At 69.1% G+C, this 18755-nt stretch carries 18 protein-coding genes; 9 read left to right on the top strand and 9 right to left on the bottom strand.

Annotation, left to right across the window (positions count from 1 at the left end):
• The first annotated feature begins 17 nt into the window (after positions 1–17).
• Both AL072_RS10645 and AL072_RS10640 read left to right on the top strand, forming a co-directional pair.
• Complete coding sequence (locus AL072_RS10645; RefSeq protein WP_144428192.1) at positions 18–809, top strand: SGNH/GDSL hydrolase family protein; 792 nt, start codon at positions 18–20, stop codon at positions 807–809.
• Positions 806–1642 carry an SGNH/GDSL hydrolase family protein gene (locus AL072_RS10640; RefSeq protein WP_245636654.1) on the top strand — a complete coding sequence of 279 codons (837 nt, stop codon included), beginning with the start codon at positions 806–808 and terminating at the stop codon, positions 1640–1642. Before AL072_RS10645 ends, AL072_RS10640 begins: the two co-directional genes overlap by 4 nt.
• 25 nt (positions 1643–1667) lie before the next feature.
• Here the strand turns inward: AL072_RS10640 and AL072_RS10635 are convergent, their stop codons facing one another.
• A complete protein-coding gene (locus AL072_RS10635; RefSeq protein ID WP_045580357.1) occupies positions 1668–2051 on the bottom strand; it encodes a hypothetical protein in 384 nt (127 codons plus the stop codon).
• A 22-nt stretch (positions 2052–2073) separates the two neighbouring features.
• A complete protein-coding gene (locus tag AL072_RS10630; protein WP_082108789.1) occupies positions 2074–4638 on the bottom strand; it encodes a sensor domain-containing protein in 2565 nt (854 codons plus the stop codon).
• Positions 4639–4857: 219 nt separating this feature from the next.
• Between AL072_RS10630 and recO the strand changes: the two genes are divergently transcribed.
• Both recO and parC read left to right on the top strand, forming a co-directional pair.
• Complete coding sequence (gene recO, locus AL072_RS10625) at positions 4858–5589, top strand: DNA repair protein RecO (RefSeq protein ID WP_045580358.1); 732 nt, start codon at positions 4858–4860, stop codon at positions 5587–5589.
• Between the two features lie 12 nt (positions 5590–5601).
• The gene (gene parC, locus AL072_RS10620) at positions 5602–7827 is read left to right on the top strand and encodes a DNA topoisomerase IV subunit A (RefSeq protein WP_045580359.1); all 2226 of its coding nucleotides are present in this window, start codon (positions 5602–5604) and stop codon (positions 7825–7827) included.
• Between the two features lie 184 nt (positions 7828–8011).
• On the opposite strand, the gene AL072_RS10615 is transcribed toward parC, so the two are convergent.
• Genes AL072_RS10615 through AL072_RS10600 form a run of 4 tightly spaced genes read right to left on the bottom strand, consistent with a single transcriptional unit; the run spans position 8012 to position 11334 of the window.
• Positions 8012–9001: a MotE family protein gene (locus AL072_RS10615; RefSeq protein ID WP_052709870.1), complete on the bottom strand. Its 990-nt coding sequence runs from the start codon at positions 8999–9001 to the stop codon at positions 8012–8014.
• Positions 8998–9663 carry a DUF6468 domain-containing protein gene (locus AL072_RS10610; RefSeq protein ID WP_045580360.1) on the bottom strand — a complete coding sequence of 222 codons (666 nt, stop codon included), beginning with the start codon at positions 9661–9663 and terminating at the stop codon, positions 8998–9000. Before AL072_RS10610 ends, AL072_RS10615 begins: the two co-directional genes overlap by 4 nt.
• A complete protein-coding gene (fliM, locus tag AL072_RS10605) occupies positions 9660–10733 on the bottom strand; it encodes a flagellar motor switch protein FliM (protein WP_045580361.1) in 1074 nt (357 codons plus the stop codon). The genes AL072_RS10610 and fliM overlap by 4 nt, the downstream gene beginning before the upstream one ends.
• Positions 10734–10782: 49 nt before the next feature.
• On the bottom strand, positions 10783–11334 hold the full coding sequence (locus tag AL072_RS10600) for a flagellar basal body-associated FliL family protein (RefSeq protein ID WP_045580362.1): 552 nt from the start codon (positions 11332–11334) through the stop codon (positions 10783–10785).
• Between the two features lie 554 nt (positions 11335–11888).
• Between AL072_RS10600 and flgF the strand changes: the two genes are divergently transcribed.
• The 4 genes from flgF to flgH are packed head-to-tail and all read left to right on the top strand — an operon-like array spanning position 11889 to position 15040.
• Entirely contained in the window at positions 11889–12611 is a 723-nt protein-coding gene (gene flgF / locus AL072_RS10595) for a flagellar basal-body rod protein FlgF (protein WP_045580363.1), read from the top strand.
• A gap of 31 nt (positions 12612–12642) precedes the next feature.
• On the top strand, positions 12643–13428 hold the full coding sequence (flgG, locus tag AL072_RS10590; protein WP_045580364.1) for a flagellar basal-body rod protein FlgG: 786 nt from the start codon (positions 12643–12645) through the stop codon (positions 13426–13428).
• Between the two features lie 48 nt (positions 13429–13476).
• A complete protein-coding gene (gene flgA / locus AL072_RS10585; protein ID WP_045580365.1) occupies positions 13477–14262 on the top strand; it encodes a flagellar basal body P-ring formation chaperone FlgA in 786 nt (261 codons plus the stop codon).
• A 13-nt stretch (positions 14263–14275) separates the two neighbouring features.
• On the top strand, positions 14276–15040 hold the full coding sequence (gene flgH / locus AL072_RS10580; RefSeq protein WP_082108790.1) for a flagellar basal body L-ring protein FlgH: 765 nt from the start codon (positions 14276–14278) through the stop codon (positions 15038–15040).
• A 140-nt stretch (positions 15041–15180) separates the two neighbouring features.
• Here the strand turns inward: flgH and AL072_RS33380 are convergent, their stop codons facing one another.
• The gene (locus tag AL072_RS33380) at positions 15181–15336 is read right to left on the bottom strand and encodes a DUF1289 domain-containing protein (RefSeq protein ID WP_082108791.1); all 156 of its coding nucleotides are present in this window, start codon (positions 15334–15336) and stop codon (positions 15181–15183) included.
• Between the two features lie 193 nt (positions 15337–15529).
• On the opposite strand from AL072_RS33380, the gene AL072_RS10575 reads away from it, so the two are divergent.
• Positions 15530–16675: an ATP-grasp domain-containing protein gene (locus AL072_RS10575; protein ID WP_045580366.1), complete on the top strand. Its 1146-nt coding sequence runs from the start codon at positions 15530–15532 to the stop codon at positions 16673–16675.
• Here the strand turns inward: AL072_RS10575 and AL072_RS10570 are convergent.
• Both AL072_RS10570 and AL072_RS10565 read right to left on the bottom strand, forming a co-directional pair.
• A complete protein-coding gene (locus tag AL072_RS10570; protein ID WP_045580367.1) occupies positions 16663–16890 on the bottom strand; it encodes a DUF6494 family protein in 228 nt (75 codons plus the stop codon). The genes AL072_RS10575 and AL072_RS10570 overlap by 13 nt on opposite strands.
• A gap of 90 nt (positions 16891–16980) precedes the next feature.
• Positions 16981–18528 (bottom strand): B12-binding domain-containing radical SAM protein, encoded by a 1548-nt coding sequence (locus tag AL072_RS10565; RefSeq protein ID WP_045582308.1) that lies wholly within the window; start codon positions 18526–18528, stop codon positions 16981–16983.
• Positions 18529–18755 lie beyond the last annotated feature (227 nt).

The raw sequence follows: 18755 nt of genomic DNA, 5'->3' as shown, positions 1-18755 counted from the left end.
GAGCGCATGGGGAACGGATGAGACGACAGGTTCGGCGGTCGCCGGCCGCTGCGGCCATGCTGCTGGCGGCCATGGTGCTGGCTGTGATGGTGGCGGGCGCGCGTACCGAGGCCCGCGCCGGCATGCCGGCCGATCCAGCCTGCGCCGTGCCGGACAGCGTCCTCGCCCCCGGCGAAGCCTTGCCACGGGTCGCATCCCGGCTGGCCGAAGACCGGACGCTGTCCATCCTGATCGCCCATTCCGCCAAGCCGAACCCGAAGCCCGGCATCGTCGGCTATCCGGTCCGACTGGAGGAGGAGTTGAAGCGCCGCCTGCCCGGCCTCGACATCCGCATCTCCGTGCTGAGCCTGCCCGGCGAGGCGGCGCCGGCGATGGTCGCGCCGCTGGCCCGGGCGGTGGAGGAGCGGCGGCCGGCGCTGGTGGTCTGGCAGACCGGCACCGTGGACGCGATGCGCAGCCTCGATCCGGAGAGTTTCGGCATCGCGCTCCAGAACGGCATCGCCGAAGTACAGCGGCGCGGCGCCGATATCGTCATCATGGACATGCAATACAGCATGCACACGGCGCAGTTGATCGACTTCGCCCCCTACGTCTCCTACATGTCCTGGCTGGCACAGAGCTCGGACGTCTTCCATTTCCCGCGCTACGACATCATGCGGCACTGGGTCGAGGACGGCCGGGTCGACTTCGCCGACGAAGGCGACGAGGCAAAGCGCCGTTCTTATGATTTCGTTCACCGTTGCATCGGACAATTGCTGGCGGAAAGCGTCGCCACGATGGTCGACCGACGCAACGGAGCCGGTCATTGAGCCCTGCCCTGCCTAAGCCCGTCAGATCCAGCGCCCGATCGGGTGCCCGCGCCCGTGCCTTCGCGCCGATCGCCGCCGCCATCCTGTCTGCCGCCACCCTCTCCGCCGCTCCGGCGGCGCGGGCCGCCGACGCCGCGCCGCCGCCGGTGCAATGCCAGCTTCCGCGCGGCGCCGCGGCGCTCTCGGCGCCGCTGCCGCTGCTGTCGCGGCGCATCGCCGCCGGCGAGCCGATCCGGATTGTCGCCATCGGCTCCTCCTCCACCGCCGGGGCGGGGGCGAGCGGTCCGGACAAGACCTATCCGGCCCGCCTCGCCCATCACCTGCGCAACCGCTTCGGCATGGCCGACATCGCGGTGCTGAACCGCGGGATCAACGGCGAGACCGACGACCAGACCGAGAAGCGGATCGACGCCGATGCGCTGGCGGCAAGGCCGGATCTGGTCATCTGGCAGGTCGGCGCCAACACGGTGCTGCGCGACGGCGACCAGGGGCTTAGCGAACGCTCGGTGCGCCAGGGGGTCGAGCGGCTGCGCGCCGTCGGCATCGACGTCGTGCTGATGGATTTGCAATACGCCCCGAGGATGGTGGAGAAGGCCGGCGTCGCCCCGATGCTGGCGCGCATCGCCGACATCGCCGCCGACGAGCGCGTCGGGCTGTTCCACCGTTTCGCGGTCATGCGCTCCCTGGTGGACTCGCGCCGGATGACCGTCACCGACCTGATCGGGCCGGACGGCGTGCACCAGAATGACGGCGGCTACGACTGCGTCGCCAGCATGCTGGCGGTCGGCATCGAGGATGCCGTCCGCGTCCACAACAGCGGGCTGGCGCGGTAGGACGCGCCGCCCACCGCTGCAACACTTATCGCTGCATCAGGGCGCTTTCCTTGCCGCAGAGGAAGAACACCTTCGAATAGACCTTCAGCAGCGCGTCGGTCAGCGCCTGGACCTCGGGGCTGCCCATGGCACGCGGCTTGGCCGGGTCGACATGCAGGACGCAGCTGTCCTTGACGTCGTTGAAGGCGGCCAGCGCGTGGATGCGGTCGGGGCGGAACTCCTCGGGGAAATTCTCGTCCATCAGCCAGAAGCACTGGAAGTTCCGGCAGGATTGCGGCCGGTCCTCGTAGATCGAGCAGCCCTTGCCCTGGTCGCAGGACGCGCACCATTTGGCCGACGGCTTCTTCAGTTCCGGCACCCCCATCAGCTTGCAGCACAGGGTGCATTCCCCGCAATCGCGGTCGGACATAACGGGATCTCCAAAAAACAGGTCAGGCCGGCGCCGGCAGGGCCGCGCAGACCTCGGCGGCCAGCAGACGCTCCACCGCCTCCGGCAGGGCCGGGCGGGCGAAATGGAAGCCTTGCGCGTATTTGCACAGGATGCCGCGCAAATACACCGCTTCGTCCGCCGTTTCCACCCCTTCCGCCACGGTGTCGAGCCGCAAAATGGTGGCAAGCCCGGCGATGACCTGGACGATGGCGGCGTTGCTCTCCCCCATCGACACCGCACGGACGAAGCTGCGGTCGATCTTCAGCACATCGACCGGCAGCTTGTGCAGGTAGGCCAGCGACGAATAGCCGGTGCCGAAATCGTCGATCGAAATCCGCACGTCCATGTCGCGGATGCTCTGCATCAGCATCCGGCATTCGTCCGGATCCTTCATCAGCAGGCTTTCGGTCACTTCCAGCTTCAGGCTCGACGGCGGGATCGGCACGGAGTCCAGCAGGTCGCGCACCGCGCCCACCAGATCGTCGTCGCGGAACTGGCGGGTGGAGACGTTGACGCTCATGAACAGCGGCACCGCGCGGGGAAAGCGCGCCTGCCAGGCGGCGAGCTGCCGCACCGCCTCGCCCAGCGCCCAGCGGCCCATCGGCGCGATCAGCCCGGTCTCCTCCGCCAGCGGGATGAATTCGACCGGCGAGACCAGCCCGCGGTCGGGATGGTTCCAGCGCATCAGCGCCTCGAACCCGGCGATGGCGCCGGTCTCCAGCAGCACGATCGGCTGGTAGTGCAGGCAGAGCTGCCCCTGCTCCAGCGCGGCGCGCAGGTCGGCCTCCATCCGCATCGCCGCCATCGCCTGCCGGCGCAGGTTGGCGTCGAACACGTCGATGCGCGCCCGCCCGCCGCTCTTGGCGCGGTACATGGCGAGGCTGGCGTCGCGCAGCATGTCCTCCGCCCGCTCGTAGCCGGTCTGGCTGAGCGCCACGCCGATCGAGGCGGTCATCACGATGTCGCGCCCCTCCTCCTGCGGGACCGGGCGGGAGATGGCGCGGGCCATGCGCTCGGCCGCCTCCAGCGCGTCGCCGGCATCGTCCAGTTCGTCCAGCAGCACGGCGAACTCGTCGGCAGACAGGCGGGCCAGCGTGTCGCCAACGCGGCGGTTCACGTCCAGCCGCTGGGCGACGACGCGCAGGACACGGTCGCCGGTGCTGCTGCCGAGCGCGTCGTTGATCGCCTTGAAGCGGTCGAGATCGACGATGATCACCGCGAAGGGCCGGGCGCCGGCACGGCGGTTGCGGTCCAGCGCCTGCCCGATGCGGTCGAGCAACAATGTGCGGTTCGGCAGGCCGGTCATGCTGTCATGGACGGCATTGAACAGGATCTGCTGTTCGGCCTGCTTGCGCGCGGTGATGTCGGTCATCGAACCGGCCATACGGACGGCGCAGCCCCTGTCGTTGCGCACCGCCAGCCCGCGCACCAGCATCCACAGCTCGGTGCCGGTCTTGCAGCGGATGCGGAACTCGTGCTGAAGGTGGGGACGCTCGCCGGCCACATGGAGGTTGATGGCAGTGCGCAGCCCGTCCAGGTCGTCGGGCAGCACACGCTGGAACCATTCGTCGACGGTGCCGGCGATCTCCGCATCGTCGAAGCCCAGCATCGCTTTCCAGCGCGGCGAGTAATAGACCTCGCCGCTGTCGAGATGCCAGTCCCACAGCCCGTCGGCCGCCCCGGCGGCGGCGAGCGCATAGCGCTCCTCGCTCTGGCGCAGGCGCTGCTCGGCGGTCTTGCGGTCGGTCACGTCGGCCTGGCTGCCGACCAGCCGGATCGGCTTGCCGGCATCGTCAAGCACGGCGATGCCGCGGCAGGCCATCCAGCGGGTGGCCCCGGCGGCGTTGCGCATGCGGTATTCGACCTGGAAGGCCGCGTCCGCAGCCGGCTCCCCGTCCGGATCGGTGTCCGGATCGGCCGCCGCCATCCCGGCCAGCGCATCGGTCAGGATCCTCCGGTCGGCCGGATGGATGCGGCCCAGCCATTCCCGCGGATGGTCGGTCAACTCCCCCGGCACCAGCCCCAGCAACGAGGCCCAGCGCGGAGAGTAATAGACGCGGTCGGTGACCAGATCCCAGTCATAGAGCCCGTCGTTGCTGGCGGCTGCGGCGAGCGAATAGCGCTCCTCGCTGCGGCGCAGCTCCTGCTCGGCATGCTTGCGGTCGGTGATGTCGGCGACGGAGCCTACCAGCCGGACCGGCATGCCGGCATCGTCCATCACCGCCATGCCGCGGCAGACCAGCCAGCGCCAGCGCGGCTTGGCGCCATTGGCGGAAGGGGCGGAGAAATCGGCGCGACGGACGCGATGCTCGATCTGGAAGGGAACCGACAGCCCGACCATCTGTGCCTCGAACGAGGCGTGCAGCCAGTCGACATCCTCGGGATGGACCAGCGACAGCCAGTCGTTCGGCCGGTTGGCGTCGCGGCCGGTGTCGCCCGGGGCCAGCCCGAGAAAGCCCTTGAAGCGGGGGGAGAGATACAGCGTGTCGCTGCGCAGATCCCAATCCCAGACGCCTTCGGAGCCAGCCATTTCCGCCAGCAGATATCGGTCGATGTTGGTGTTCAAAGACCCCTCGTCGGCCCCGGTCTGCGATCAGCGATCAGCGATTGGCGGGGCGACCCACCAGCGAGGTGCAATTCTAGGGCGAGTCTGGTGAAGAAAACATGAATGCCCCCCGCGAATGCATCCGCTTGCCCCAACCCGGCAGCGTCACGAACGGTTCCCTTCGAGAAATTTTTTCCTATATTAGGATAAACCGCTGCCTCCACCTGCGAACGGCCCCCAATGGACTGGTCCGATCAGGGAATCGTTCTGTCGTCCCGCCCGCAAGGCGAAGGCTCCGCCGTCGCGACGCTGCTGACGCGCGATCACGGCCGCCATGCCGGCATGGTGATGGGCGGCCGCTCCGCCCGCCAGCGCGGCACGCTGGAGCCGGGAACCCTGGTCGCCGTCCGCTGGCGCGGGCGCCTGCCCGAACATCTCGGCCATTTCACCCTGGAGCCGGTCAAGGGCTATGCCGCCGGCTTCTTCGACGACGCGCAGGCGCTGGCGGCGCTGATCAGTGCCTGCGCCCTGGTCGAGGCCGCCCTGCCCGAGCATGAGCCGCACCCGGCGCTGTTCGACGGGCTGCTCACCCTGTTCGGTCTGCTCGACGGCCCGGCCTGGGCCGAGACCTATGTCCGCTGGGAGATCGGGCTGCTGGCCGAGCTTGGATTCGGGCTCGACCTCGACCGTTGCGCGGTGACGGGGGCCAACGACTATCTCGCCTTCGTCAGCCCGCGCACCGGCCGCGCGGTGACCGCCTCGGTGGGCGAGCCCTACCGCGACCGGCTGCTTCCCCTGCCCGATTTCCTGGCCGGGCGTGGCGGCGGCGGCCCCGCCGCGGTCGCCGACGGGCTGCGGCTGACCGCGCATTTCCTGGAGCGCCACGTCCTGAACGGCCCCCTGCCGCCGGCGCGCGACCGCTTGAGGGAACGTTACGCGAACGCGGTAGCGCGCGCCGGCTTAAACTGCTAAACCCCCCTGATCATGAAGCCGCAAAACCCCGCCTCCGAGATCCTGGAAAAGCCGCTGGCCGACGCGCTCGGCGAGCGCTATCTCAGCTATGCACTGTCCACCATCATGTCGCGCTCGCTGCCCGACGTGCGCGACGGGCTGAAGCCGGTGCACCGACGCCTGCTGTTCGCCATGAGCCAGCTGCGGCTGGAGCCGACGACTCCGCCCAAGAAGTCGGCCCGCGTCGTCGGCGACGTGATCGGCAAGTTCCACCCGCACGGCGACAGCTCGGTCTACGACGCGCTGGTGCGGCTGGCGCAGGATTTCTCCGTCCGCTATCCGCTGGTCGACGGCCAGGGCAATTTCGGCAACATCGACGGCGATAACGCCGCGGCGATGCGATACACCGAAGCCCGCCTGACCGAGGTGGCGAAGGCGCTGCTGGAGGGCATCGACGAGGATGCCGTCGATTTCCGCCCGACCTACGACGGCGACGGCGACGAGCCGGCGGTGCTGCCGGCCAACTTCCCCAACCTGCTGGCCAACGGGTCGAGCGGCATCGCGGTCGGCATGGCGACCAACATCCCGCCGCACAATGTCGGCGAGATCTGCGACGCGCTGCGCCACCTGATCAAGCACCGCGATGCGCCGATCGAGACGCTGGTCGGCTTCATGCCCGGCCCCGACTTCCCCACCGGCGGCGTGCTGGTCGAGTCGCGGGAGAATGTGATCGAGGCCTACCGCACCGGCCGCGGCGCCTTCCGCCTGCGCGCCCGCTGGGAGGTCGAGCGGCTGGGCCAGGGCACCTGGCAGATCGTCGTCACCGAGATGCCCTATCAGGTGCAGAAGGCCCGGCTGGTCGAGAAGATCGCCGAGCTGCTGCTGGCCAAGAAGCTGATCCTGCTGGACGACGTGCGCGACGAATCGGCGGAGGACGTCCGCCTCGTCCTGGTGCCGAAGAACCGCAACGTCGATCCCGAGGTGCTGATGGCCTCGCTGTTCCAGGCCACCGACCTGGAAATCCGCTTCTCGATGAACATGAACGTGCTGGGCGCCGATCATGTGCCGCGGGTGATGAACCTGCGCGAGGTGCTGCAGGCCTTCCTCGACCACCGGCACGAGGTGCTGGTCCGCCGCTCCAACCACCGGCTGCGGCAGATCGACCACCGGCTGGAGGTTCTCGGCGGCTATCTCGCCGCCTACCTGAACCTCGACGAGGTCATCCGCATCATCCGCGAGGAGGACGAGCCCAAGCAGGAGCTGATCCGCGCCTTCACCCTGACCGATGTCCAGGCCGACGCCATCCTCAACATGCGCCTGCGCAACCTGCGCAAGCTGGAGGAGATGGAGATCCGCCGCGAGCACGAGGCGCTGACCACCGAGAAGAACGGCCTGCTGGAGCTGCTGGGCGACGAGACCCTGCGCTGGAAGCGCATCGCCGAGAGCGTGGCCGAGATCAAGAAGAAGTTCGGCGCCGGCGCGCTCGGCAAGCGGCGCACCGACATCGCCGACGCGCCTGCCATGATCGAGGTGCCGCTGGACGCGCTGGTGGAGCGCGAGCCGGTCACCGTCATCTGCTCGGCCAAGGGCTGGATCCGCACGGTGCGCGGCCATCTGACCGACGCGGAAGCCGACGAGGTGAAATACAAGGACGGCGACGAGCGCGGCTTCATCGAGCGCTGCGAGACGACCGACAAGCTGCTGGTCTTCGCCAGCAACGGCAAGTTCTTCACCATCGGCGCCGACAAGCTGCCGCGCGGCCGCGGCTTCGGCGAGCCGGTGCGGCTGATGATCGACCTCGGCAACGACGTCGACATCGTCGACCTGTTCCGCCACCGGCCCGGCCGCACCCTGCTGGTGGTGTCGGAGGACGGCCGCGGCTTCCGCGTCGAGGAGGCGGAGGTGCTGGCCCAGACCCGCAGCGGCAAACAGGTGCTGAACCTGGAGGACGGCAAGTCGGCCCGCCTGTGCCATCCGGTCAGCGGCGACACGGTGGCGATCATCGGCAACAACCGCAAGATGCTGGTCTTCCCGCTGGAGCAGGTGCCGGTGATGACCCGCGGCAAGGGCGTGCAGCTTCAGAAATACAAGGACGCCAGCGTCACCGACGTGAAGACCTTCACGCTGGCCGAGGGCTTGAGCTGGCGGAACGGCGAGCGCAACTTCAATGTCAGCGACCTGACCGGCTGGATGGGCGACCGCGCCGGCATCGGCAAGATGCCGCCGAACGGCTTCCCGAAGAACAACCGGTTCATGTGACAGGGGGTTTGGGGGTGCTTTCTGGTGCCCCCTCCCTCCCACGGCTTCGCCGCGGGTCCCTCCCTCCCCCGCCTTCGGCGGGAGAGGGCAAATTCGCAATGCGGCGGCAGTCCCCTCTCCCACCGAAGGTGGGGGAGGGTTAGGGAGGGGGCACCGCTGAGTGCCCCACCAAGTAAAATCGTCCCTACTTCGGAACCGTGACCGTCGCCGTCAGCGGCACGCGGCGTTCGACCAGGGCCGAGGTGACCTCCTTGGCCTTCACCGGGTCCATGGCGGCCAGGATCGGCGCGGTCTTCTGTTCCTTCATCTTCTGGATGACGCCCAGCAGCACCGGCATGTCGAGTTCCTCGAAGATGCGGGCCGCTTCCTTCGGCTTCATCGTCTCGTAGATCTTCACCAGGCTTTCCAGCTGCGCCGACTGCTTGTCGTCGCCCTGGGCCATCAGCTTCTGGATGTCGGCGCGGGTCTTCTCCATCTCCGCCACCTTCTGGTCGATCCGCTTCTCGGCGGCGGCCAGCAGGGCTTCGCGCTGTTCCATCTCCTTGGTGCGGCGCTCGATCTCGGCGCGGCGGTCGGCGAAATGCTGGAGCAGTTCCTGGTTGTCGATCGGGCCGAGCGGGGCCGGCGGCGCATTGGCGGCCGGGGCGCCGGCCGCGGCGCTCGCCCCGCCGGGGGCCGGCGGCGGCTCCTTGCCGGTCGCGTTCGCCATCGGCTTGGTGGTGGCGGCGGGCGGGGTCTGGCCGGGCGGCGTCGCCGGGGTGTTGCTTTGCGGCCCCTGGGCGAGGCTGACCGGGAAATCGGGCAGGCGGGCGTCATGGGTGGCGAGCCGCCACAGATCGCCGACCCGCACCCCCAGCATCATCACCGCGACGAAGATGGTCAGCGGCAGCAAGCGGAAGCGGAAACCGCGCATCCGAGCCCGCAGCCGCTCGGTCAGCGGCACGCGCGGCCGCGCCGGCTTGCGCGCCTTGGCCTTGCCCTTGCCCTTCTTCACCGGAGCCTTGCCGGCTGGGCGCACGGCCGGCAGTTGCGCCTGCTGGGCCTGCTGCGCGGCGAGCGTGGGGGAGGTGCGCACGCCGGTCGGCGCGGCGCCGGCCGGACGGATCACCACCCTGGGTTCCGCAGTGCCGCCCGCCGCCGCGGCAGGCCGTCCGTCATTGGTGCGCATGCTCATCCGAGCCCCTTACCGGCGTTCTCGATCGCCTGCAGCAGTTCGCGTTCGGCCCGCGACAGGCTTTCGCCGTCGCGCAGCATGGGGTCGCGCGGCTCGCCCGCCGGCTCCGCCCGGGCGACGGCGCGGCGCGGCGGCGCATCGGACCGGCCGGGGTCGAGGCGGGCGGGCGGCGGCGCGTCGTGATGGTCGTCATCGTCCTCGGCCGGGAAGCTGCGCAGGGCGGGTCGCGGCGCCACCAGCGGCGCCCGGGCCGGGCTGCGCGCCGCCAGCGGCGGGGCGACGGCGGCAGAGCGTCCCATTTCACGGCCCATATCCCGGGCCGCATCGCCGCGCAGGCCGTCGCGGCCCCCGACGCCGCCCAGCCGGTTCGCCAGCGTGTCGGCCGCCTCGATCATGAAATGCAGTTCGTCGCGCAGGGCCTGAGCCTTGGCGACGGTGCGCTGAAGCTCCTCGCCCGTGTCGCCGGCCGCCTTCTTCAGCGTGCGCACCCCGGTCTCCGCCCGCCCCATCGCCTCGTTGAGGCCCCGGATCAGTTCGGCCATCTCGCCGCGGCTTTCGCGCAGCGCGATGATCTGCCGGTTCAGGATGATCGCGTAGGCGATGGTCGCCGCCAGCAGGCCGACCATCACGACATCGATGATGATGGAGACCAGCGGACTCATAGCCTCATGACCTCCTGCTTGGGCAGTTCCTTTTCCAGCCGGACGGCGATGTGCCCGCCCTTGCGCCCCATCCGCCCCTGGAACATCGACACGTCGCCGCAGCGCAGCTCTATGGCGCCGTCCGGGGTGGCGTTCAGCAGGATACGGGTGCCGACGCGCCAGTTCAGCACGTCGTGCAGGGTCATCGTCACCTCGTCCAGCACGGCGGACAGATCGACGTCCGTCACCATCAGCTCCGAGGCCAGGTGGGTTTCCCAGATCGAGTCACGGCCGAACTTCTCGCCCATGAACATCTGGAGCAGCAGTTCGCGCACCGGCTCCAGCGTCGCATAGGGGATCATCAGCTCCAGCCGGCCGCCGCGATCCTCCATGTCGATGCGCAGCTTGACCAGCACCGCCGCGTTGGCGGGCCGCGCGATGGTGGCGAAGCGCGGGTTGGTCTCCAGCCGGTCGAAGCGGAAGGTGACGGGCGACAGCGGGTCGAAGGCGGCGGACAGGTCGGACAGCACCACATGGACCATGCGTTCCACGAGGTTGCGCTCGATGGTGGTGTAGGGGCGCCCTTCGATGCGCATCGCCGCCGTGCCGCGCCGGCCGCCCAGCAGCACGTCGACGATGGAATAGATCAGCGCCGAGTCCACGACCATCAGGCCGTAATTGTCCCACTCCTCCGCCTTGAAGACCGACAGCATCGCCGGCAGCGGGATCGAGTTCAGATAGTCGCCGAAGCGCACCGACGAGATCTGGTCGAGGCTGACCTCGACATTGTCGGAGGTGAAATTGCGCAAGCTGGTGGACATCATGCGGACGAGGCGGTCGAAGACCACCTCCAGCATGGGCAGGCGTTCGTAGTTGACCAGCGCCGAGTTGACCAGCGCCATGATGCCGGAATTGTCGCCGTCGCCGGCACCGCCCTGGTCGAAGCCGAGCAGGCTGTCGATCTCGTCCTGGTTGAGGACACGGGTCGACCCGCCGCCGCCCATGTCGCCGACGTCGCCGCTGTCCTCGGCCAGTGCCGCCCATTCGGCGGCAAGCCTTTCCTCTTCGCTCAGCTCTTCGGTGTCGCTCATCGGCCTCAACCCCCACCCGACCGGGCCGCCGTCCAAACCGGCACGGCCGTCACTGGACCAGCATTTCCTTGAACAGCACGTCCTTCACCTTCACCGGAAAGGCCGCGGCGGTGATGCGCAGCAGCAGTTCCTGGCGCAGCCGGTACATGCCGGCCGACCCGCGCAGATCCTCCAGCCGCAATTCGCGCAGATACACCTGGAAATTGTCGATGATGCGCGGCAGAACATGCTCCACCGCGCCGACATCCTCCGGCTTGGACAGCTGGATCGAGATCTTGATCTTCAGAAAGGCCGGCCGCTTGTTGCCGGTGTTCAGGTTTACCAGCATGTCCGGCAGGTCGTAGAAGACCGGGGCGGCATGCGGATCGGCCTTGCCCGGCTCGGCCCCATGCTCGCCCTCCGCCGCGGCCTGCTCGCCCTCCGCCGCCGGCTCCTCCTTGCCCAGCAGGCTGTCGAGCAGGCCGGAGAAATAGACGCCCGCACCGGCGCCGATCAGCAGGACGAGCGGCAGGACGACGAACAGAACCAGCTTCTTGCCGCTGAATTTCTTCCGGGGCAGGCCGTCGGTCGAAAGTTCGCCGGCATTGGATTCGGCAGCCATGACATCCTGGAATCGTTCGAGCTACGCAAGGGCACAGGGCATCCCCCGCCTGTCCAGGTCAAAGCTACTTTTGGGATAGTTAATAACTCCTTTCGAGTGGCCGGTGGACCGCCCCGGGCGGACAGGTTTGCACCATCCGTTGCGGTTTCGGCACGGTTCTTGATTGGGGCTGCCCGGCAGTCCCTGCGCGGCGCCTGTCGATCCCCCGGACTCCATCTCCCGGGCCTCATCTCCCGGACCGGCCGCCGCGACGCCCGGACTCCGCCTCCGCGACCCGCCGCCCTTCCCGGGCCGGCGGGCCGGACCGTCATCGCCCCGCCGCAGCCCGTTGCGGCGGGAACGGGATGTCCTTGCCCGGCCGGACCCGGCAAGGACATCCCGTCCCCCGGCAGATTCTGCCCGGCATCCCCTGCCCCACCCGGCGGGAACGCCCCGTCCTTGCCCGGTTTCCTGCTGTCCGGGAGCTTCGACGGAACTGGCACGCCGCCTGCATTGTCCCTTTCGCCGGTCGGACGGTTCCGCCCGATCAGTTCGCAAGGTGAAGAGGCCGCAAGATGGAAAATTCGATCTACGTCGCCATGTCGCGCCAGATGGCACTGCAACGCCAGCTGGACGTCACCTCGAACAACATCGCGAACATGAACACGGCCGGCTACAAGAACCAGCGGATGCTGTTCACCGAATTCGTCGAAAGGCCGGGCCTGCACGAGAAGGTCAGCTTCGTCCAGGACCGCGCCGTGGTGCGCGACCTGTCCAACGGCGCCATGACCCAGACCGGCAACCCGCTGGATCTGGCGCTGACCGGCCAGGGATACTTCACCGTCGATACCGCCAGCGGCCCTCGCTACACCCGCGCCGGCAATTTCCGCCTGAACGACCAGCGCCAGATCGTCGATGCCGGCGGCCTGCCGGTCCTGGCCAACAACGGCCAGCCGCTGGTCATGCCGGCCGGCACCAGCGACGTCAAGGTCAGCGGCGACGGCACCGTCGCCACCGAGCTGGGACCGGTCGGCAAGCTGAACATCGTCACCTTCAAGAACGAGCAGCTGATGACCGAGGTCGGCAACGGCCTGTACGTCACCGACGAGCAGCCCGAGCCCGCCCCGGTCGAGACGAAAGTGGCACAGGGTTTGCTTGAAGGTTCCAACGTAAAGCCCGTGGTCGAGATGACGCAGATGATCGAGGTCCAGCGTCAGTACATGTCCGCCCAGCGGATGATGGACAACGAGCACGAGCGCATCCGCACGATGATCCAGCGTCTGGGCCGCAGCGTCTGAACCAGACCGACGACGAGAGGAGAAGACCACAATGCGCAGCCTCGCCATCGGCGCCACCGGCATGATCGCCCAGCAGCTCAACGTCGAGACGATCTCCAACAACATCGCCAACTCGACCACCACCGGCTACAAGAAGCAGCGGGCCGAATTCCAGGACCTGCTGTACCAGAATTTCCGCCGCATCGGCTCGACCTCGTCGGATGCCGGCACCGTGGTGCCGACCGGCGTGCAGGTGGGCGCCGGCGTGCGCGTCGCCGCGGTGGCCCGGGTGCTGGAACAGGGCAACCTGAACATCACCGACAACAAGCTGGACGTCGCCATCAACGGCTCGGGCTATTTCCAGGTGACGCTGCCCAGCGGCGACACCTCCTATACCCGCGCCGGCAACTTCAAGCTGTCGCCGGAAGGCGTGATCGTCACCGCCGACGGCTATCCGATCCAGCCCAACATCACCATCCCGACCGATGCGGTCGACATCGCCATCAACTCCTCGGGCGAGGTGATGGTGAAGCTGGATGGCCAGACGGCGACGCAGAATGTCGGCCAGATCCAGCTGAGCACCTTCGCCAACGCCGCCGGCCTGGAGGCCACGGGCGACAACCTGTTCCTGGAAACGGGCGCCTCGGGCCAGGCCGTGACCGGCAACCCCGGCGCCCCCGGCTTCGGCCGCATCACCCAGGGCGCTCTGGAGACCTCGAACGTCAACGTGGTGCAGGAGATCACGACCCTGATCACCGCGCAGCGCGCCTACGAGATGAACTCCAAGGTCATCAAGACCACCGACGAGATGATGCAGCAAGCCAGCCAGATGAAGTAACGCCGGTCCCCGGTCCTTCCTCTCGGCCTCAACTCGGGAATTGCCGCCATGATCCGCCCCGCCAACCGCCCCGCCAGAAGCTTCGCCACCCGCAGCCTCTCCGCCCTCCTGCTCGGCGCCGCCCTGATGACCGCTCCGGTCGCCGGGCTGGCCGCCACCGCGGCGGGCGTGGCCGCCGCCCCGGCCCCCGAACTCGTCTACGGGATGCCGCACGTCGAGGCCGTGCTGTCCGACGCGCTGTCGAAGGTGGTGACGCTCGGCCGGCTGCAGATGGAGCTGGACACCCGCGTGGCGGAACTGCGCGCCCCCCAGGGCGGCGGCGGGTTGGCGGTCGAGAATCTCTATTACAGCCCGGTGCAGGGCCGCTTCGCCGCCGAGGTGGTGGTGACGGGGACCGCGGTGCGCCTGCCGGTGTCGGGCCGCGCCTTCGGCGTGGTGCAGATCCCGGTGCTGACCCGCCGCGTCATCCCCGGCGACATCATCGGGCCGGGAGACGTCGACTGGCAGGACGTGCGCGCCGACATGACCACCAGCGACACCGCCGCCACCGACGCCCAGCTGATCGGCATGACGCCGCGGCGCGGCATCTCCACCAACCAGGCCGTGCGGCTGCGCGACCTGCAGTCGCCGCGCATGATCGACAAGGGCTCGCTGGTCACCATCACCCTGACCACACCGGCGATGACGCTGACCACCCAGGGCAAGGCCCTGCAGGACGGCGGCCGGGGCGAGGTCATCCGCGTCGTCAACATCCAGTCCAACCGCATCGTCGAAGCGACGGTCGCAGGCCCCAACGTCGTCGCCGTGGCAAAGCCCGGCACCATCGCGCAGTGAGGAGAAATCTCCAATGACCGCCACCTACGCCACCAGCCTGCTCCGCGTCGCGATGGTCACGACCGCCGCCCTGTCCCTGACCGCCTGCGGTGCCGCCTCGCGCATCGCCGACATCGGCAAGGCGCCGGAGCTGTCCTCCATCCAGGATCCGCAGGCCAGGGCGGGCTACCAGCCGGTCAGCCTGCCGATGCCGACCCCGCTGCCGACCGAGCGCAACCCGAACTCGCTGTGGCGCACCGGGGCCAAGGCCTTCTTCAAGGACCAGCGCGCGGCGAAGGTCGGCGACATCCTGACCATCAACATCTCGATCGACGACAGCGCCAAGGTCGCAAACGAGAGCAAGCGCTCGCGCGCCAACAGCGAAAAGGCCGGCATGCCGAACCTGTTCGGCCTGGAGGCCGGCACGCTGAGCCGCGTGCTGCCGGCCGGCGCCTCGGCCTCCAGCCTGGTCGACCTGTCGAGCGACACCAGCAACGACGGCAAGGGCTCGGTCAACCGCAACGAGCAGATCGACCTGAAGGTGGCGGCGTTGGTGACCCAGTCGCTGCCCAACGGCAATCTGGTCATCCAGGGGCGCCAGGAGGTCCGGGTCAATTTCGAAGTCCGCGACCTGCAGATCCACGGCGTGATCCGCCCCGAGGACATCACCGCCCAGAACACCATCAGCTACGAGAAGATCGCCGAGGCCCGCATCTCCTACGGCGGCCGCGGCCAGATCAGCGACGTCCAGCAGCCGCGCTACGGCCAGCAGCTCTACGACATCATCATGCCGTTCTGAGGACGTGCCTGACGGACAGGCGGCGGCCCGGATCCCGCAGCAGGGGGAGCCGGGCCGTCAAGCTGTTCATCGGACGACGGGACATTTCTGCCGACCGGGCGGTTTTGCCGGGCCGTTTCCGCCGCCCTGCGGCGGATGCGTCAGCCGGCCGGGCGCCTGCCCTCACCCTGGCCCTCATCCTCCCCGCCGACCTCGTCGCCGCGGGCCGCGTTGATCTGATCGAGCGTGCGGCCGCAACCGGTGCAGACGTCGCCGTCGATGGCGCACATGCCAAGGCAATCCGGATCGTCGCTCATGCGGTGGGGCTCCCCTGGCGGACGGTAATCGACGGTGCCATCCCTAGACCAAAGGCGGGGGCCGCTCAATGCCCTCCTCGATGGCCGCGGCTCCGGCGGGCGCGTGGCTGCCTTCGATGGAACGGAGGTGGTTGCCGTCGCCGGTCCGGCGGTCTAGACCTCTGCCGTCCTTCCACCAGCCCGAAGCCCCCGAATGCCCACGGCACTGCTCGTGTCCAGCGCGATGTACCGATTCGGCACCGCCCGGATGCCCGCCGCGTTGAAAGCGGCAGGCTTTCGCGTCCATGTGGTCTGCCCGAAGAACTCTCTGCTCCTGTTCAGCGATTTCCTCGATGGCGGGGTCAGCTTTTCCTCATCGTTGACAGCCGACGATCTCGCCATCACCGCGGCGCGCGCCGCGGCGGAGGCACGGGCCGACATCGTCATCGCCTGCGAGGAGAGTGCCGCCGTGGCACTCGCCGGTGCGGGGCGGTTGCTGGACCGCGTTCCGGCGACCGGCGCCGATGCCTGGGGATTGCGCGCCATCGGGGCATGGTACGGCGGCCCGCCGTGGGAAGCCTTGCGGTCGCGCTGCGTCGAGCGGGCGGCAGCGGCCGGCATCCGCACGCCTCGCCAGATCATGATCGAACCGGGCCGCACCGCCGCGGCCGATCTCGCCGGGCTCGGCACGCCTCTCCTGCTGAAACGCGATTACAGCTCCGCCGGACGCGGCGTGGTGCCGGTGGCAGACGCGCGGCAGGCGATCGAACGGGCGATGGATCCGGCGCTCCATACTCAGGACGGTACGCCGCTGCCTGCCGACTGCGGCCTCGTCGCGCAGGAGTTCGTGCGTGGACGCGCGGCCTCGGTCTCGTTCGCCGCACTGAACGGGCGGATGCTGGCGGGTTTCACCTATACGGTCCTGCACCAGCAGCCGGCCCCCTTCGGCCCCGCATCGGTGATCGAGCTGGGCCATGAGCCGGCACTGCTGGAGACCGCCTGGCGGGTGGTGGAACTGGCGGGCTATTCCGGCTTCGGCGGCATCGACGCGATCCTGCCCGAGGATGGCGGACCGCCGGTGTTCCTGGAGTTCAACGGCCGCCCGACCCAGACCACCCATCTCGGCCGGCTGGCCGGGGCGGACCTGTGCCGGGCGATGGCCTCGGCGCTGACAGGCCAACCCGTTGCCGCCGGGACCGCCGATCCGGCAGGACGGAAGACGGTGGCCCTGTTCCCGGCGGAATGGATTCGCGACCCCTACAGCCGCTATCTGACCGAAGCCTACCACGACGTGCCGTGGAACGAGCGCCGGATGACCGCGGCGATCATCAGCATCACGCCGCAGCTTCATCCCGGCTGACCGCTCTCCCGCTCCAGCGACAGGTCGCCGGTAACCTCGTGGGTCAGGCCGATGCCGTCGACGGTCAGGACCATGCGGACCGGCAGCGACCCGACCCCGTCCAACCGGCCTGAAGCGAGGGCGCGGCCGACAGCCAGCTCGATCTCGCGCTGCGAGGTGACGCCGACCTGCTTCAGGAACTTGCGCAGGTCGAGGTTGAAGGTCTCGTTGTCCATGGCTTTTCCTCCGGGAGTTTTGGAACCGCAAACCGGAACCCCCGGGGGAAGGCAATGGTTCCGCTCCATCTCCGCTCCGGCCGCCCGGCCTCATCCGGTGGCGGCGAGCGGATCGGCTGCAGGCTGGCCGGCGGCGGCACTCAGCATGTGGCGGATCTGGGCGTAGCGGACCAGCGCCTCCACCACCTCCGCCTGGGCGTCGGGACGCCACTGCGCGGCGGACAGGGCGCCAAGGATCATCCGCTTTTCCGCCGCACCCAGTCCCGACAGGCGTTTCAGCACGCTGCGCAGCAGGGGCGGCAACGGCACGGGATGCGGCACCGGAGCGGAAGCCGCCCCCCCTCCACCATAGGCGGAGAGGAAATTGGCGATCCGCCGGCTGTAGGCGGCCGGGCTGTAGATGTCGTCGCACAGCCGCGACAGCCCGTCGAGCAGTTGCCGCCGGCTCATCCGCGCCGGGCGGATATTGGTGGTGAAGGGGCTGGCCGCGCTCTGCCAGTCGGCGCCGGTCAGCCGCCCTTCCGCCGCCAGCCGGTCATGCAGCGGCGTTCCCGGCGGCGCCACCAGGGCGCCAACCGACAGCACCGGAACCGCCTGATCGTGGATGAAGCCGGCCAACCGCTCGAAGATGTCCGGCCCGTCGGCGTCGAAGCCGACGATGATGCCGCCCGACACCGCGATGCCCTGCGACAGGATGGCGGCCAGCGAGTCGGCGGTCGACTGGTACAGGTTCTGGCGCTTGCCGGCCTGGCGCAGGCTGTCCTCGTTGATGGTCTCGATGCCGATGAAGACGCTGTCCAGCCCGGCCGCCTTGCAGGCTGCCATCAGGTCGGCATCGCGGGCCAGATCGATCGACACCTGGGTCATGAAGCGCACCGGCGCGTCGGCATGCGCCTCGTTCCAGCGGCGCAGCGCCGCCAGCATGTCATGCGCGCGGTTGCGGTAGACGGTGAAGTTGTCGTCGGCCAGGAAGACCCGGCGGTAGCCGTGGCGGTATAGCACCTCCAGCTCGGCAACCACCTGTTCCGGATCCTTGTGGCGCTGCTTGCGGCCGAGATACTGGATGACGTCGCAGAAATCGCATTGGAACGGACAGCCGCGCGAGGTCTGGATGGCGCCCAGATTGGCGCGATCGTTGGGATAGAGATCCCAGCGCGGCACCGGCGACCGCCGCAGGTCGGGCCGCGTCCCCTCGTAGCGGTCGCGCGGACGCCCGGCGGAGAGATCGGCGAACAGCTCCTCGGCGATGTCCTCGATCTCGCCGGTCACCAGCACGTCGGCATGGGGCCGCACGTCGTCGGGGCTGAGCGAGGCATAGGAGCCGCCGATCACCACGCGCCGCCCCAGCGCGCGGTAACGGTCGGCCAGCTGCAGCATACGGTTGCGCTGCGACACCTTGCCGGTGATGGCGACGATGTCGGCATCACCGCCGCCATCACCGGCCGCGGGATGCTCCGGCAGCGGGGTCAGCGCCTCGTCGGTCAGACGGATGTCCCAGCCCGCCGGGACGAAGGCGGCCAGCGTCGCGGTCGACAGGTCGGCCACACTGGTGCGCCCGCCCAGCCCCCAGGCCGCGAAGACGTCGGCGGTGTGATAGCTGGGGAAATCCGCCGCCGGGTTGATGATGTGAATGCGCACCGGCGCCTGCTCCCGTTCCGCCAATCGTCCTGCCGGACCGGATTGGATTAGGGACCGGACAATCGCCCCGTGGCAAGCCTGTGATCAAACCTGTGATTCGGTGGGATTTGGCCGGAATACAAGGCGGCGGGAGGGAGCCCTGCCGGCCGCCTGCCCTGTCGATGCCGTCGACCGTGAACGCACAACCCCTTTCCCCCCGACGATGGATATCGGGGGATCGGGTCGGC

This window comes from Azospirillum thiophilum (assembly GCF_001305595.1).
Lineage (GTDB): Bacteria > Pseudomonadota > Alphaproteobacteria > Azospirillales > Azospirillaceae > Azospirillum > Azospirillum thiophilum.
This window is presented reverse-complemented; position numbering and strand designations above follow the sequence as displayed.

Coding starts and splice junctions, on each gene's coding strand:
- AL072_RS10645 (WP_144428192.1), top strand. CDS start 18: ATGAGACGACAGGTTCGGCGGTCGCCGGCCGCTGCGGCCATGCTGCTG.
- AL072_RS10635 (WP_045580357.1), bottom strand. CDS start 2,051: ATGTCCGACCGCGATTGCGGGGAATGCACCCTGTGCTGCAAGCTGATG.
- recO (WP_045580358.1), top strand. CDS start 4,858: ATGGACTGGTCCGATCAGGGAATCGTTCTGTCGTCCCGCCCGCAAGGC.
- parC (WP_045580359.1), top strand. CDS start 5,602: ATGAAGCCGCAAAACCCCGCCTCCGAGATCCTGGAAAAGCCGCTGGCC.
- AL072_RS10615 (WP_052709870.1), bottom strand. CDS start 9,001: ATGAGCATGCGCACCAATGACGGACGGCCTGCCGCGGCGGCGGGCGGC.
- AL072_RS10610 (WP_045580360.1), bottom strand. CDS start 9,663: ATGAGTCCGCTGGTCTCCATCATCATCGATGTCGTGATGGTCGGCCTG.
- fliM (WP_045580361.1), bottom strand. CDS start 10,733: ATGAGCGACACCGAAGAGCTGAGCGAAGAGGAAAGGCTTGCCGCCGAA.
- AL072_RS10600 (WP_045580362.1), bottom strand. CDS start 11,334: ATGGCTGCCGAATCCAATGCCGGCGAACTTTCGACCGACGGCCTGCCC.
- flgF (WP_045580363.1), top strand. CDS start 11,889: ATGGAAAATTCGATCTACGTCGCCATGTCGCGCCAGATGGCACTGCAA.
- flgG (WP_045580364.1), top strand. CDS start 12,643: ATGCGCAGCCTCGCCATCGGCGCCACCGGCATGATCGCCCAGCAGCTC.
- flgA (WP_045580365.1), top strand. CDS start 13,477: ATGATCCGCCCCGCCAACCGCCCCGCCAGAAGCTTCGCCACCCGCAGC.
- flgH (WP_082108790.1), top strand. CDS start 14,276: ATGACCGCCACCTACGCCACCAGCCTGCTCCGCGTCGCGATGGTCACG.
- AL072_RS33380 (WP_082108791.1), bottom strand. CDS start 15,336: ATGAGCGACGATCCGGATTGCCTTGGCATGTGCGCCATCGACGGCGAC.
- AL072_RS10575 (WP_045580366.1), top strand. CDS start 15,530: ATGCCCACGGCACTGCTCGTGTCCAGCGCGATGTACCGATTCGGCACC.
- AL072_RS10570 (WP_045580367.1), bottom strand. CDS start 16,890: ATGGACAACGAGACCTTCAACCTCGACCTGCGCAAGTTCCTGAAGCAG.